Annotated in this window: 10 protein-coding genes; 5 read left to right on the plus strand and 5 right to left on the minus strand. The window is 41.1% G+C overall.

Translation table 11 applies throughout. The annotated features are described in order from the left end of the window. Positions 1–118: 118 nt before the first annotated feature. Genes AFM12_RS13065 through AFM12_RS13080 form a run of 4 tightly spaced genes read left to right on the plus strand, consistent with a single transcriptional unit; the run spans position 119 to position 6,297 of the window. Positions 119–784, plus strand: coding sequence for a hypothetical protein (locus tag AFM12_RS13065; RefSeq protein ID WP_055148943.1), 666 nt, complete (start codon positions 119–121; stop codon positions 782–784). Beyond that, positions 781–3,468 (plus strand): TonB-dependent receptor, encoded by a 2,688-nt coding sequence (locus tag AFM12_RS13070; protein WP_055148945.1) that lies wholly within the window; start codon positions 781–783, stop codon positions 3,466–3,468. Before AFM12_RS13065 ends, AFM12_RS13070 begins: the two co-directional genes overlap by 4 nt. Further along, positions 3,465–4,652 carry a DUF4249 domain-containing protein gene (locus AFM12_RS13075; RefSeq protein WP_055148947.1) on the plus strand — a complete coding sequence of 396 codons (1,188 nt, stop codon included), beginning with the start codon at positions 3,465–3,467 and terminating at the stop codon, positions 4,650–4,652. The genes AFM12_RS13070 and AFM12_RS13075 overlap by 4 nt, the downstream gene beginning before the upstream one ends. A gap of 1 nt (position 4,653) precedes the next feature. Beyond that, positions 4,654–6,297 (plus strand): hypothetical protein, encoded by a 1,644-nt coding sequence (locus tag AFM12_RS13080; RefSeq protein ID WP_055148949.1) that lies wholly within the window; start codon positions 4,654–4,656, stop codon positions 6,295–6,297. Here AFM12_RS13080 and AFM12_RS13085 read toward each other — a convergent pair. The 5 genes from AFM12_RS13085 to AFM12_RS13105 form a co-directional block, all read right to left on the minus strand. Next, positions 6,291–8,384, minus strand: a complete 2,094-nt coding sequence (locus AFM12_RS13085; RefSeq protein WP_055148951.1) for a PepSY domain-containing protein — start codon at positions 8,382–8,384, stop codon at positions 6,291–6,293. The two genes, AFM12_RS13080 and AFM12_RS13085, sit on opposite strands and share 7 nt — an antisense overlap. Then, on the minus strand, positions 8,384–8,863 hold the full coding sequence (locus AFM12_RS13090; protein ID WP_055148953.1) for a DUF2271 domain-containing protein: 480 nt from the start codon (positions 8,861–8,863) through the stop codon (positions 8,384–8,386). Before AFM12_RS13090 ends, AFM12_RS13085 begins: the two co-directional genes overlap by 1 nt. Beyond that, a complete protein-coding gene (locus AFM12_RS13095; protein ID WP_055148955.1) occupies positions 8,860–10,332 on the minus strand; it encodes an ankyrin repeat domain-containing protein in 1,473 nt (490 codons plus the stop codon). Before AFM12_RS13095 ends, AFM12_RS13090 begins: the two co-directional genes overlap by 4 nt. A 269-nt stretch (positions 10,333–10,601) precedes the next feature. Beyond that, positions 10,602–11,957, minus strand: coding sequence for a DUF4374 domain-containing protein (locus AFM12_RS13100; protein ID WP_055148957.1), 1,356 nt, complete (start codon positions 11,955–11,957; stop codon positions 10,602–10,604). A gap of 14 nt (positions 11,958–11,971) precedes the next feature. Further along, positions 11,972–14,386: a TonB-dependent receptor gene (locus AFM12_RS13105; protein WP_055148959.1), complete on the minus strand. Its 2,415-nt coding sequence runs from the start codon at positions 14,384–14,386 to the stop codon at positions 11,972–11,974. A gap of 120 nt (positions 14,387–14,506) precedes the next feature. Here AFM12_RS13105 and AFM12_RS13110 point away from each other — a divergent pair, with 120 nt between their 5' ends. Further along, positions 14,507–15,475, plus strand: a complete 969-nt coding sequence (locus tag AFM12_RS13110) for a helix-turn-helix domain-containing protein (RefSeq protein WP_055148962.1) — start codon at positions 14,507–14,509, stop codon at positions 15,473–15,475. Positions 15,476–15,478 lie beyond the last annotated feature (3 nt).

The raw sequence follows: 15,478 nt of genomic DNA on the forward strand, positions 1-15,478 counted from the left end.
CAATTGATTACTTTTTGTATCGGAAAATAAATATGACACCGTCGCTCCATTTCTGGCATTGGTATATTGTGGTTTTACAATTCGGAAAATGAGCTTACCTTGGCTTAAACTTTAACTGATGACTTTCAGAGCCAAACTCGTTGCATTTTTAATCTTCATACAAGCAGCAACCGCTTTCGCTCAAACTGCCTTTGAAAATACGCTAAAGCTTTATCAATCTGAGATTGGTCAGCAAGCTCAGATTTACTCCGGTAAACAATACAAGGGATACTCCTTCCGTATTCAGAACAATGCTCACGCCTATTTCCTATCAGCTGACTGGCAAAAGGGACGACTTTGGTATAATGGACTTGAATACATCGATCTTTCCTTAAAACTTGACCTGGTAAAACAGAAACTCATTCTCAAAGATGACTACCGGATGATTGAGCTTGCGACCGACTTGATCGACAAGTTTGAAATTGAAGAAATCACTTTTTTGAAAGTCAGCGATTCCGACCAAGATCCGTTCTTTTATCAAATCCTTGCTGAGAACGAGGAATCCAAGCTCATAAAATTGACGAGGAAAATAATTCGGGAAGATATCACCCGAGCGGTGGAAGGGGTCAAAAGAAGCATTGAGACTGAAAATCAATATTTTATTAACAAAGGAGGAGCGTTAATCCCTATCAATAAAAAGAAAGAAGCCGTTGCCATTTTAGGCAAAGAATACTCAAAAAAAGACTTTCGGACTCGCCCCGATGAATATCTCATTGAACTTTTTAAAAACACCGTGCTTCAATGAGAAAATGGTTTCTTCTTACATTTATTCTTGCTCTGACTTTCGGAGCCAAAGCTCAGACGAGTGGGATTGACACTCTTGTTCAGGTTCTGGAAAAGCATACCAACTACCGCTTTTACTTCGACAAATCTGAGTTAGACTCACTTAAATTTTCTTTGCCCAAAAACTTTGAAAAAGATTCTCAACTGTTTCAAAAACTATTTGCCGAGCAGGGTATCTCCTTTCAGAAAGTGAATAATCTGGTGTTTTTAAAAAGAGGTTTACTACCTAATCTTCAATTGCCCATTGAATCTCAATCCGTCTATCAACCTAAGGAACAATTAGCGGACAGTACAGAGGAATGGGCGGTTTGGGAGAATAAACTCTATGTTTTAGGGAGTGAAGGCAATGCGACACAAACTGTTTTGACGGGTCAAATAAGAAATAGTAAAACGCTGGAAGGTATGGCTGGTGTCAGCATACTTTCTGAGGGCAGAAACATCGGAGGAATGACCGATGCTGAAGGCTTTTATGAGCTTCAATTACCTAAGGGCCGTCACCGACTCCGATTTACTCAGGTTGGTTTGCCGCCGGCTTATCGCCAGATTGAGTTGCTAGGTTCAGCTACTTTCAATGTAGAACTAGCGGATAATATCATTCAGCTTGAAGAGGCCAAGGTGACAGCACAGCGGGAAAGCAACGTTCAAAGCACACGAATGGGCGTCCAGAAAGTTGATATTCAAACCATTAAACAAATCCCCGTTGTTTTTGGAGAAGCAGATGTGATCAAGGCCATCAGCACTTTGCCAGGGGTAAAAACTGTGGGCGAGGCCAGCACAGGACTAAATGTAAGAGGCGGATCGGCAGACCAAAACCTGACACTTTTTAATGGCACCCCTATCATCAATCCCATACACTTTTTTGGTATATTTTCTTCTTTTAACCCCGATTTGGTTAAAGATGTAGAGCTCTTTAAAGGCCATGCTCCTATTGACCTGGGCGGCCGCTTGGCCTCAGTGCTTTCGGTCAATTCAAAAGATGGAGATAGTAAAAAAATTAATGGAAAAGCTGGTCTTGGGTTATTGACCAGTCGCCTTTTCCTCGAAGGTCCGGTGGGACAAAAAGGAACGAATTTCGTTTTCGGTGGTCGAACCACTTACACCAACTGGCTTCTCAAAAAGTTACCTGAGCCTTATAATGATAGTAGAACCTCCTTCTATGATGTCAATCTTGACGTTCATCAAAAAACAGGGGATAAAAGCCATCTCCTTTTTTCAGCCTACCTGAGTAACGACGATTTCACATTGACCCAAAGCACAGCCATTGCCTACGGCAATAAAGCCTTTTCATTGCACTGGCAAAAGGAGTTTAATACTCGCTTTCAATGGAATACTTCCGTTGGAACCAGCGACTATAATTTTTCTCTGGCAGACAGAGCCGAGCCATTAAGTGCCTACAAAATAGATTTTGGAATCAATCAGACCTACCTAAAATCAAAAGCGAGATGGCAGCCCGGCACACAACATACCTTAGATTTTGGTTTTCAAAGTTTGCTCTATCAAATTCAGCCAGGCGATTACCAGCCTGCTCACTCTGAGTCGTTGGCTCAAACCTCGTCTGTTGATAATGAACAGGCTTTAGAGACTAGCATTTTTCTGAGTGAAACCTTCTCCCCAAATGATAGATGGACTTTGGAGGCCGGTTTACGATATGTCTTTTATCAATATTTGGGACCTCAAATATTAAGAGAATATAACAAAAATGAGCCAAAAACTGAGCTTTCCTTGCTATCAGAAGAGCAATTTGAAAAAGGCAAAACTCTTCAGTTTTATCATGCTCCGGAGGTGAGAGTGGCTATACGGTATTTACTTTCCAATCAGACTTCACTTAAGGCATCCATCGGTACGCCACGGCAATACATTCATGCCATAAGCAATACAGCCAGCATAGCCCCAACGGATATTTGGAAGCTTAGCGATAATAATATCAAGCCGCAATCCGGCCGTCAGGCCTCCATAGGTGTCTATAGAAATCTACAGCAAAACATGTATGAGATCTCTCTGGAGGCTTACTATAAACAAATCAGGAACTTCCCTGATTTTAAGAGCGGAGCTCAATTATTGCTCAATCGAAGTCTGGAGACCGACCTAATCAATACTACCGGCAAAGCCTGGGGTGTAGAATTTTTGCTCAGAAAAGTCAAAGGAAAACTGAATGGCTGGCTGGGCTACACCTGGTCAAAAACTCTGTTAAAAATGGATGATCCTTTGGCAGGTGAACTTATAAACCGCGGTGAATACTACCCCGCCAATTACGACCGCCCTCATGATTTAACTGCGGTGGCAAATTACGCCCTAACACGCCGATTCGGGTTTTCTGCAAATGTCTCCTATTCCACCGGTCGGCCTGTTACAGTTCCATCGGGCGTTTTTGAATATGCGGGGTCATTCAGAACGCTTTATCTTGAGCGAAACGGATATCGCATTCCTGACTATTTCAGAGCTGATCTTGGTTTAAAAATTGATGGAAATCACAAGCTGAATCAAAAGACACACAGCGATGTCACCCTAGGTGTTTATAATCTCACCGGCCGTAAAAATCCTTATTCGGTCTATTATGTAAGCGAAGAGGGACGTACGCAGGGTTATAAACTCTCTATTTTTGGCTCCGCCATTCCATACATTAATTATAACATCCGTTTTTTATGAAATATCACCCACTCATATTTCTGATTCTGCTTAGCCTTTTGGCTTGCCAGGAGGTATTTGAAGCTCCTGAGAAAGTAGGAAAGGAAGGAATTTTAGTGGTGGAGGGCATCATTGACTCAGGTACGGGATCATCTACTTTAAAACTTAGCAGAACCGGCAGCCTTAGCAGCAGAAGCACTTTCAAGGAAGAGGGGGCATCGGTTAGTCTTCTAAACGCATCAGGGGAAACCCTGATTTTTAGCGAAAACGCTCCGGGAGAATACGGCATTAACTCACCCGATTTACCATCCGGAAGTACCTATTTTTTAAAAATTCAAACTCAAAACGGGCAGGAATATCTTTCTGATTCTCTTACTGTTTTTGACACCCCTGAAATTGATTCAGTTTACTGGCATCGTGAAGGTGATGGTGTTCACATTGAATTGGCTACCAATAATAACTTGCAAAACAGCACCGAAAACTATCTCTGGAAATACACCCAAACCTGGGAGGCTTTTGCGGAATACCGGAGGTATCTGGAAATAGAACAAAGTGTTAGTGCCACCGGCAGAAGAATTTACAATGTGGTTTATCTTCAAAAGGATGGTAAACCCTATTTCGATAGCTCAATGTATTATTGCTGGCAACAGGAGTTTTCAAGGGAACTGCTGATCAATAATACCCGTCAGCAGCAGGAGAATCGCCTCAGACAACCTATTGCCTTTGTAGAGAACACTTCTCCGAAATTTAAAACGCTGTGGAGTATTGAAGTAGAGCAGGTTTCTATCAGCAGAAAAGCCTACGATTTCTTTGACTTGATGAAGAAAAATACGGAGCTCACCGGTTCCATTTTTGACCCTCAACCTGCCATTTTATACGGCAATATTCATTCGGTCAACATCCCTGATGAGCTCGTCATTGGTTATGCCGTTTTAAGTCCGGTCAAAAAGAAACGCATTTTCATTAAACGCAGCGAGGTTACCGGCTGGAATCCGTTTATCGCCTGCGACCCGCAGCAATTCTCAAACTCCAGCGACATTATCCGAGATCGGGTTTTGAATAGCTTTTTGCCCGCATATGTCCCTTCTGATGCAGCTCCTTTCCCTCAAGTGCCGTTTTTTATAGCGGATCTTGCCCCTTGTGTGAACTGTCGGATAAATGGTTTTAATGGCAAACCGGACTTTTGGCCACAACCAACAGATTAATATGTCAAAGAGCTTCAAAATATTACTTCTGGTTTGCATCGCTTTGACAAGCTCAAAGGGCCAGAAACTTCTAAGTAAAGACCATATCAACGAGGTCATTTCTATTCAAACGGTAAGAGATTATGCGGTATCCGGCTCAATACTTCCTTTTAGTTTAAAGGTTTTTGATGTCAATGATAATCAACCAAGCCGACTGAGCAAAGTCGCTTATGTTCAGCTTCTCAACCCTAAAAATCAGGAAGTTTTCAGAACCTCCATAAGTCTGAAAAATGACCTGAGTGAAGGTCAAATTGAGTTACCCGATTCCTTAGGCACCGGTATTTATGAATTGATTGCCTATACCAGCTGGATGCGAAATTTTGGTCAATCAACCTTTGGAAGAAAGCCCATTTCAGTCATCAACACGTTTGAGAAACCAAAGGAAATCAAGGCTGCTGATCCAACCAATTCCACCAGCAATTTCATTGAGATAAAACTGGCTTCTGATAAACTCAAAACGAGACAACACAACCAAATAAGCCTAAAAAGTGAGCGAGCCGCACAGGTTTCAGTGTCTATTTTCCGGGTAGACCAACTGGTCAAACCTTCACATTTCGAATTTGAAAAACCACCATTTCCTGAGCAATTCGAATTTAAATATTTACCAGAATATGAAGGAAAACGCATTCAGGGGAAGCTGATTCAGCTCAGTACCAAAAAGCCTCTACCCTACTCTAATCTTTATATCTCTATTCCGGAGAAGCCGGTTCGTTATTTCAGTACCCAAACCGACAGTTCCGGTCATTTCGGACTGGAGATTCCCAACTTTTATGGAGACAAAGAGCTGTTTTTCAGTACACTTGAAAAAGATGCGGCGATAGAACTGGATGACTCTTTTAAGAAAGAATTGATAATTCAGACAGAGCATCCTTTTACAAGTAAAGCGAAAACCGATTCGACTGACTTGGCTTTGTACCATTTGAGTAATCAGATTTCAAAGACCTACCTGAAGGATAGTACCGCACAAATTGAGATAAAATCACATCCTTTTTACACCCAGGCTAGTGTGCGGTATGATCTTGACAATTATGTCCGCTTCCCGACTGTAGAGGATATTTTCAGAGAGTTTGTAAGTGAGGTCTATGTCAGAAAAGAGACAGGTGGGACTAAAATTCAGGTAAAAGAATTAACTACTGACATTCCCTTCCCCGGTCAACCATTGGTGCTATACGACGGTGTTCCGGTCAATGACTTTGATCAACTTTTGAGGTATAATCCAAAAGACCTGAAGTACCTTGATGTACTCAGAGAACCCTATTATCATCACAAAGAAGTCTATAACGGCCTCATTGCCTTTTACTCCAAAAACGGAAATCTGCCTGAGTTTAAGCTAGATCAGTCGGTGAGTATTATGGATGTGGCTGGTACACAACTAAACCATTTGACTACACAATCAAACCAAAGTGACCCTCATTTCCCAGACTTCAGGACACAATTACTCTGGATAAGTGAAATGAAACTGGAGCCCGGAAAAGAGTTTACTTTCCCTTTTCAGACTTCTGAAATCACAGGCACTTTTGTAATAGAAGTCAAAGGTTTTGACGAACTACTAAATCCAATAATTAGTAGAAAGGATTTTGTTGTCAAAAGGATTGAAGATCAATAGCAATCAATAAGAATCCTACCTTGTTTTTTCAATTCCCTGATATCAGGCAAACCACTTTCTGTAAAAATCTGGTTTAACACTTCGGTTGTTCCTTTCAGCATAGATAGCGATCCACAAATCATAATGCTGCCATTTGACTTCAGAACCTTCTCAATCATATTCTTCTCTTCTGACAGAAGATCCTGCACATGAGCCTTTGAGGCTTCTTTAGAATAAGTGATATTGACGTTTTGATTTTCAAAAAACGAATGAATCAAATCATGTTGTCTCCGGTATTTGCAGCCCCAAAATAGCGAATCAGACGGTGTCAGCATTCCCAGAAAAGGAGCAATACCCGTTCCATTGGCAATCATAAGAACAGAACCCTCTGGTTTATAAAAAGACGGATTTCTTTTAACGAAAGCCTCAAATTTGTCTCCGGCACTAAGGCTTGCAAGGTAGTTTGAGCAAAGCCCGGTTGGCTTCACCAATAAAATCATATCTTTCGTTTCAGGATCAATGGCAATAGAATAATAGCGTTCAATATTCTCATCAGGAGGATAAACCGCCAAAAGATCACCGGATCGTACATAAGAGGATTTGTCAAGGTCAATTCTAAGAAATAGCAGCTCGGTGATTTCCTTCTTATCCAAAACCTCAAATGAAGACAATTGCTTACGCCTTTCTGGGTTCAGAGCTGCCGTGTCAATCTTTAATTGATAATTCATTGACTTATTGAGCCCTTTTACCCACTCGACAAAGTCGGAGACCGAACGGTTATTCACCGTTTCATAAGGCATAACCTCTCTACTATTTTTGATGGAGAGCAATTGGTTTCTCAATTCCTTTGCATAAGCACAATAAGCCGGATAATCTGTTGAGCCAAAGCCAAGTACACCAAAATTCAAACGTTCCGCTTCGGCAAAAATATCTTGAATTTTCGACTCAAAATCTTCGGCATTTCCCGGTGCTTCACCGTCTCCGTATGTTGAAACCAGAAAAAGAATAGTCTTCTCACCCTTACAGTTTTTGAGTTGATCCATACCGATCAAAGCATGATCAATATCGCAAGCACTTAAAGACTTTGAAAGAGACTCGGCAAACCGCCAGGTATGTCCTGTTTCAGAACCCACGGCGATTATCAAATCCTTATTTTCTATGTCTTCTTGGCTATTACCACGTTTTTTCAAAGCAGCCGGAAGCATCCTAAAACCTGAATACGTAAGAAATAGGAGAACCAGAGAAGATAGGCCCAATATCAAAGCGATAGGTCTGCTGCCTTCGCCAGTATGAACCATAAAACTCCATTTCCGGAGATTGGCAGAGGTGGCTTTAGGGTAAAATTCTAACAACTCACCATTCACATAATGAGCAGCACCTGATTTGGTCTCAATAATGAGCGGCTCTTCCTCCATAACCGGAAAAACTACGGCATCGACATCCTTGAGTTTTATATCCGATAGTAGAGGTCTGGTTTTCGATGATGTTGTACTCTCCTTTCCTAATTCAGCGAAACGATCAATTGAGAGGTAAAGACCAGAGGCAGCAATGAAAATAATGGGAAGAATAAAAAGCCTGCTCCAATACGCATGCCTGTCACGGTTAAATTCAATAATTGGAATTGACTTTAATACACCCCTTACCCCACCAGCTCTTTTTAACCATAGGGCAATACCACTGATGGCTAGAAAAAGCATAGCAAATGAGGTGATCCCCATCAATACTCTTCCCGGAGTTTTGAGAAATAAAGAGCGGTGAAGGTCTCGGGAAAAATTAAAAACTGTAGCCACAGGTTGCGGAGCTTCAACTATTTCACCGGAATTGGCCGAGAGAAAAAAAGTACCATCAGCCTCTAAACCGATACCTTCTATTTTAATATTACCGTAGGAGTCTTTTTCCAGACTAAAAACTTCCAAAAAATCCTCTTGCAACTTATTTTGTAACTCATTGAACTTCAGATTTTTATCAATCTCGCCGGAAACAGCATATTGATGAAGAACAAAAGGCTCAATAGACAGGATTAGCCCAGTGCCGGAAGCTAAAAGAATGAAAAAACCGGCAACAGCAGCCAGAAGATAATGGAGTTTTCTCCAACCTTTACCCTTCATTAAGAACCAATCAGTTTTACATACCTGATGTAACCTGTTCCATTCAGACTTTTACCCACATTGGCTGAAGAAAATTCGAATTCAAGGTCTTTCTCCTTATAATCCTGATTCTCAACAGCGGTTTCAAAACGAAGTTTATAACCCTTGTTAAAATAAGCGTCATCAAGACTGAAAGAGAAGACTTTGCGACTCCCGGGAGTAATGGAGGCCCCTGAGATGGCATCTACCGACTCATGTTTTGCAGAATAAAATTTCCACCAGGATGTGAGATCATCATACCACCTTTTTTCTTTACCAAAGATGTAAAGCGTCTTCTGATATTTTCCTGTGGCATCCAGTAATGAAACCGCAACGTAAGCACCTTCCCCTGAATAGTTTGTTAACTGTACAAGGCATTTAAAATTAACGTCTGCAGGTTTTGAGGTAAATCCTGAGAAGGTTAAAAAGCCCAATAGAGCAAGTATCTTTAATTTCATCATTTGTTCAAAAAGTCAGTGTTTGTCTCCTCCAAATTAATCGCTTCGTTTGCTTTTAATAGGTCTAGAATTGACTCATCAAACTCGGTTTTTATTTCAGGATCAGCCCCCTTTTCAATCAACCTTTCTACAAGTGCAATGTCTTTTGCCTGCATAGCGGCATAATGAAGAATGGTGTTACCATCATTGTCTTTGGCATTGATATCAATTCCTTTCTCGATTAATAAACTGAGCAGCTCTTCATCATCTTTCTTAAAAGCTTTGTGAAGTAAACTACCATCTAAAGGCATTTGAAGACGATTGTTTTCAAGAATTGAAATTAGTGCCTTAACTCGATCTATACTGTTTCTGCCTGAGCGGTATGATCCTATAAGAACACCATAGAGGTCATCGCCTTCTTTACTCATGATTCCCACATCACCACCAGCCTCTATCAGTAGGTTTACGGCCTCCGGAGAATTCAAAGCTACAGCATTAACTAATGCAGATTCTCCGTCTCGGTTTACAAAATTCACAGAATTGCTTTCCAGTAAACGTTTCAATAGCTCAACATTACCTCTGTGGGCTGCCGCCATCAAAGGGGTATTGTCATTATCATCCGACTTACCAAGATCAATATTATTGTCCTCCAAAAACTTGAAGATTTCTTCTGAGGCACCAGCCTGTGCTGCGGTATGAGCCAGTGTTCTCCCCTGAGCATTCGGCAATGCCGGATCGAGACCTAAACTTTTGAGGTACTCAAGCAGCTCAATACTCATTCTAGCTCCTCTTCCTCTACCCACAAAAGCAAAAGCATTTTCGCCAAGTTTATTTGGTTTTACTGAAACACCTTTAGCTACCAAACCTTTCAGCAAAGAAATGTTTCCTCCCTGCACAGCATAATGAAACAGACCATTTCCGTCCTTATCAGTGTCGTCAAGTGACAGCCCTTTTGAAAGAAAGTAGTCGAGAAAGCTTATATCTGTTAATCCACTGACAGCTGAAAGCATAACGTTTCTGCCCTGCTCGTCTTTGTCGTTAACGATATCACCACCATTGGCAATACAGAAATCGTACACAGCCTTATCAGGTTTAGCCATAGCCGCATGCATGAGCAAACTTTGCCCATGGCTGTTGATAATATCTGTACGCGAGCCTTTCTTTACAAGAAGCTCCATTACAGGTAAATTCCCCTTCATGGTGGTCCAAATCAAATAGTTTTGAGAATGGTGAGTATTCACATTAACATCAATGCCTGGCTTGTCAAGAATATGTTTGATAACGTCATAATCATTATCAGCCATAATGGCCAGCAATGGTCCATCCCAGCCTCCGGGGCCCATTTCAGTGATATCATTACCCTTCGCGATTTCAGCTTCAATCATGGCAATGGTCGGTTTTTTCGCCCAAAAACCTCTGTCATGAAAGACATTCTGAGCCTGAGAAGTAAACCAGGCACATAGACTTAGGATGACTAAAATACTTTTTTTCATCTGTTAATTATTTTCACTTCAAAATCAGAACTGCCAACTTTTATGCCAACACTTCTTATTTAGATTTATTTTAAATAAGACGCAAAAGAACTATCGAACACCAAGAAAAACAAATGATTCTCCTCATAAATTGAATACAAAAAAGCTTCACATTCAAAGCAAAAGGCTCCTGAATATTCGGAAATAAAGGGAGCCTTTTCTGTGCTGATTTTTTGAAAAATGTAAGTCTCGACTGTGGCTTCATCATTTCACTTTGCATCTTTCACCAACTAGAAAGCCCCAATAAAGTGGCTGCCTTGTACATTGACCAACTCCGCACCTTTGGTAACCGTCCCGGTTTCAGTATCCACCACGTAGATATTCCCGTTTTGCCCAACAGGTGCTTGTGTTAAATAGATTTCGTTGCCATCTACAGCGAAACCCTGATATTGGAACAAGTAGAAATCCGGATCATATGGAATAGCATCCAACTTAGTAGCTGTTCTTGTATTTAGGTCAATCAGAGCAAAGAAACCCTGAGCACCGGCTACTCCTTCGGCAGAACCATTATGACGGTAAGCCAAGACAGCTTTACCATTAGCCGCTGGTCTCCAGGCCAAAACGTAAGCTCCTTCTACTCCCAAGGCGTCGTCCAGACTAAAAACATATGAATCATCATATTGATTATTTGCACCGATTCTAAGGATATGAGAGCCATTCGGGTCTCCTTGGTTTGCCTGATATACACTACCGTTGTATTCAAAAGCATTAATGCTACGGTAGCCATTGGTATTACCAAGGCCTACACCAGAGGTAATTACAGTCGGGTTTGTCAAAGAAGGGTAGTCAAGAACGATAGTCTTTGAAGGCAAAATGTCTCCATTTCTGTCGGTTTCACCGGTTGAAGGATCTACTTTACTCAGACGGGCACCTATATAAAGTTTATTTCCAGCAGCATTCAGGGTTGGCATATCAATTCTGGAGATATAATATCCCAGTGCCTCTTCTTCAGCACTTAGTGCTATACTTGACTCCTCAAAATTAATAATTTGAGAGTTTACCAAATCAAGCGTAACCACACCCATAGTAGCTTCATGACGCAGATAGGTATCATCGCTCACGTCATCAGGGGTACCGTTGTCATTGAACTGAGCCTCAGCAGATACATAAACAGCCGATCCCGTTTTATCTCCGTCAAAAAGCTTGATCCATCTTGGAGCTGTACCCACATAAGGAGCTATACTCACTTCAGAACCCGTAGGGGTAAATGTCTGACCACCTTCTACGGTATATTTGGTATAGTTTCCTCCTGTATCTCCAGCATAGCTGATATTGAAAATTAGTTTACCGTCCTCTGAAGCCTGTAGTCTTGCCGTTCGGTTTGACGGAACGATGAAACCATTATCAAAAGGAGCAATTGAAAATTCAGGGTTTTTCGCATCCTCCGTTGACAAAGAGTAAATCAAAGTTCCTCCATTTCCGTCTCCAGGGTTTTCTCCCATTTTGGCGGCCGCTATGGTAATCCATCTTGTTTCATCCAGATCTGGGTCGGGTTCTACGTTAGGTTCGTTTGTCGTACAAGCACTCAGCACGGTAAGGAACGCTGTAAAAACCAGGTTTTTCATTGTTAAAATATACTTTCTCATTACTGTGTTTTGAATTAAAATTTATTGATCGAATAATTTAGTTTAACGTAAAAAGCTCTTCCCGGTTTTTGAACTGATAGATTGTCATAAACCGGTTGATTAAAAATGTTTTTAATATCGAAACTCAGGACCATCCTGCTTTTAGGAAACATATAGCTAAGTCCCATATCCTGAGATAATTGACGAGGAACATTGAAGAATTCATTACCTACGGTATTTGCCCCCTGAGCTGTCAGATAAGAGAACTCATCTGTGAAATACGCCGTGTAGAATAGATTCAACCTTGACTTATCCTTAATAAAATCTTTAACAGAGTAGCGTAAAGCAGCATTCATGGTAAAAAACGGAGTATTGGGTACATCTACCTCCACACCCCTACTTTCTACTTTGAGATCAAATCGCGAAATATTAAAATCGAAGCCTAGATTTCTGTTGTAGGTATAATTCAATTGTGCATCAATTCCCTTTGAAGTACCGCTGCCTTGGTTTACGTAAAGAATAAGTTCATCATCCACATTAAGTGAAGTCTCAATAGGCAAACCAATGCGGTCTTTGATGTTTCTGGCAAATAGGTTGGTTGAAACTGTAACTTGATGACGCTTTAGTTTAAAGGTTCCTAGTCTGAACCCGAAATTGAAATTATTGCTTAGCTCAGGTTTGATACTAGAGTTGGCAATTACATTATCACCGTCATCCCCAAATATTTCGGTCTCATTCGGTAGCCGAACCGCTTTCTCTGCTGAGGTTAATAAGGTAAAGTTTTTGTTAATCATATAGGACAAAGCAAAACCGTAGCCGTCGTAAGTTTTATTGCTGCTCACAACCTCATCCACGATAATCCTTTTACCATCCGGCCCTTGCTTAATTGCAGGGTCAACGCTTGTAGTTTCCTGCTGATAGTATTTTCCAAAAAGGCTGGTTTTAAGCCTTTCATTAAAAGCTGAAAGCTCATAGGTAAACGAGAAGATATTTTTAGACAAATCTCGGATACCAACAAAAGTGCTCTCGAGCAGTGAAACCAGGGCGTCGCTGTCCTCACGTTCAATTCCACTGTAAACATGATTCAGTAAAAGTTTATGATTTCTGTTTATCCGATACGATAAACCTGACCTGACGGAGGCCACGTTTCGGTCAATATTTAATAGTGTAGGTCCACCCTCCTGCTGCGATCGCCAGACATACTCAAACACATTTCCCCTAAAATCAATGGCCCGCTCACCATTCCAGCTGTAAGCTGCGGCTAATGTATCACTTACAAAACGGTCACGCTTTCCATAAGTCCCATTGATATTAAGATCAAGCCCTTTGACTAAGTCTCTTTTCTGATACGAAAGGGTAGCCAGCAGAGCCTGAGACTCCACATATCTTCCGAAATACGGAATTATGGTCATGAAAGCTCCATGCTGCACTTCCTTGTAATCATCTGCCCCCGTTACCCCCAGATAAAACTGATCTGCCCATTTGACATCAGTGAAACCCAATTGAAATATTCCGCCTGATGAGCGGTAGGCATCATTAAACCTTCTGGCGGTAATCGGGGTTTGCACTCCGCCCAAACCGGTAACAACCACACTTCTACCTGAAACCTTGTAATCGTTATCAGAATAATTATGGAAAGCACTGGCCTTTACGGTAAACCCTGAGTTTTGAAAACGATACAGCCTGTTGACATTAGTCTGAAAGGTATTGAATGAACCATAGGAAGCCGAAGCATTAAAGTTTGTACGGGCACTTTTATGTAAAACAATGTTTATAGCTCCACCCAAAGCGTCATCAGCCAAATGGCCCGGAACCACTCCTTTATACACTTCAATGTTTTTAATCATTGCCGGTGGAATACTGTTCAGGTTAAAAGAGGAACCGTAGATTGAAATAGGAATTCCATCAATAAATATGCGAACAGAACTGCCCGACAGGCTATTTAAGCTATATTGAACATCCGAACCCAGACCTCCATTCTGACGTATTTTTACACCAACCGTGGTATTTAGCAGCTCGTTGGTTTGAATATTCCTGAGACTGGCTTCTTTAGTCTTCACTACATTGACAGCAAAACCGCGAGTCTCAATTTCAGTCTCTTCTGATTTCCCCCTGATCAAAACCTCTTCCAAGTCACCCGCTTCTTCAGATAGCTCAAAATCCACTTTGAGAGAGGCTGAACTTGTCTTAACCTCGACTGTTTTGGCCTGGCCGGCAAATCCGACATAATTTACTTCAACAGTATGCCGACCTGATGGAACATTCTTCAAAGAATACTCACCCTTATCGTTTGAAAGGGCCGCAAGGTTTAAACCTCTGATGCTAACACTGGCAAATGACATAGGCTCACCTGAGCTATTATTAATTTTTCCAGTAATAGTTCCCGTCGGTTGCTGTCCTTGTACTTGCTGTATAAAAAGTAGGATTATACCCGCTATAACTCCCCGCATAAGGCAAAAACGTCTTTATTTTTATTTATACTTAGTCTAAATAAATACTTTTGCAAAGGTACTTCTCCGGTCCATTGGTGAATACCGTAAAAGGAATTTTTAAGTACGCGAAAGGAAGTAATGAGTGAAGATGCCCTTAAAAGAAAGCTGAATCCAAAAGAACTTTTTCAAAAAGGTTTCCTGAATAATAGTCTTCAGTATAATGTTGTGGTAGTTAACTCTGACAACAATCTGGCCTTAATCAGCAATTTGAATTTTAAGCATGACTCGGTTGAACTAACTAAGAATAGTCAAATTGAAATTCAATCGGATGAACCTGTTTTAAAACTTCATTTCTCTCTCGAAGGAACGTATGCCTACCAACCAGTACGACACATTGGCTTCAAGGTTCAGATACCTGAAAATCATTGCAACATCTTCTACTTGCCGAAATCTCCCGGGAAAGAGTTTTACGAAACACAAAAATCAAAGGCTTTTGAGATTTTTCTAAGGCCTGAGGTATTAAGTCAAATACTAGGCGACAAAATCGGAAAAACTTTACCCCGACTTTCTGAAGCGTTGAACAATAATTCGGCTTATCAGCATTGGGATAAAAGCAAATTTATACCTCCGCATATCCGCAATAAAATCATGGATATTTTGCTTTGCCCCTATCAGGGCAGAGCATGGCATAAGTACGTAGAAAGCTCTCTGACAGTTTTGCTCATCGACTTTTTCCTCAAAAGAGACCCGAATAAAACACTCGAAAAAAGGGTTCAGATACCAAATGCTGATTATCTGGCTTTGGTGAATGTGGAGAATCATATTCGTCAAAATCTTGAGAATTCCCTAAGAATTCCTGACCTGTCCGAAGTAGCGGGTTTCAATGCCACAAAACTGAAAAGGGATTTTAAGAAAGTCTACGGGGTAACAATCTTCAAATACATTACTTCCATACGCATGGAGCAAGCTATTAAACTCATAACAGAAGATGGTCGATCTATCGCCCAGGCCGCTTATGAGGTTGGCTTTTCTCATCCACAGCATTTTACAACCGCCTTTAAAAGAACAATGGGCTATTTGCCCAGCCAGTTAAAACCTTCAGAATAAATA

The organism is Jiulongibacter sediminis (assembly GCF_001306455.1).
Classification (GTDB): domain Bacteria; phylum Bacteroidota; class Bacteroidia; order Cytophagales; family Spirosomataceae; genus Jiulongibacter; species Jiulongibacter sediminis.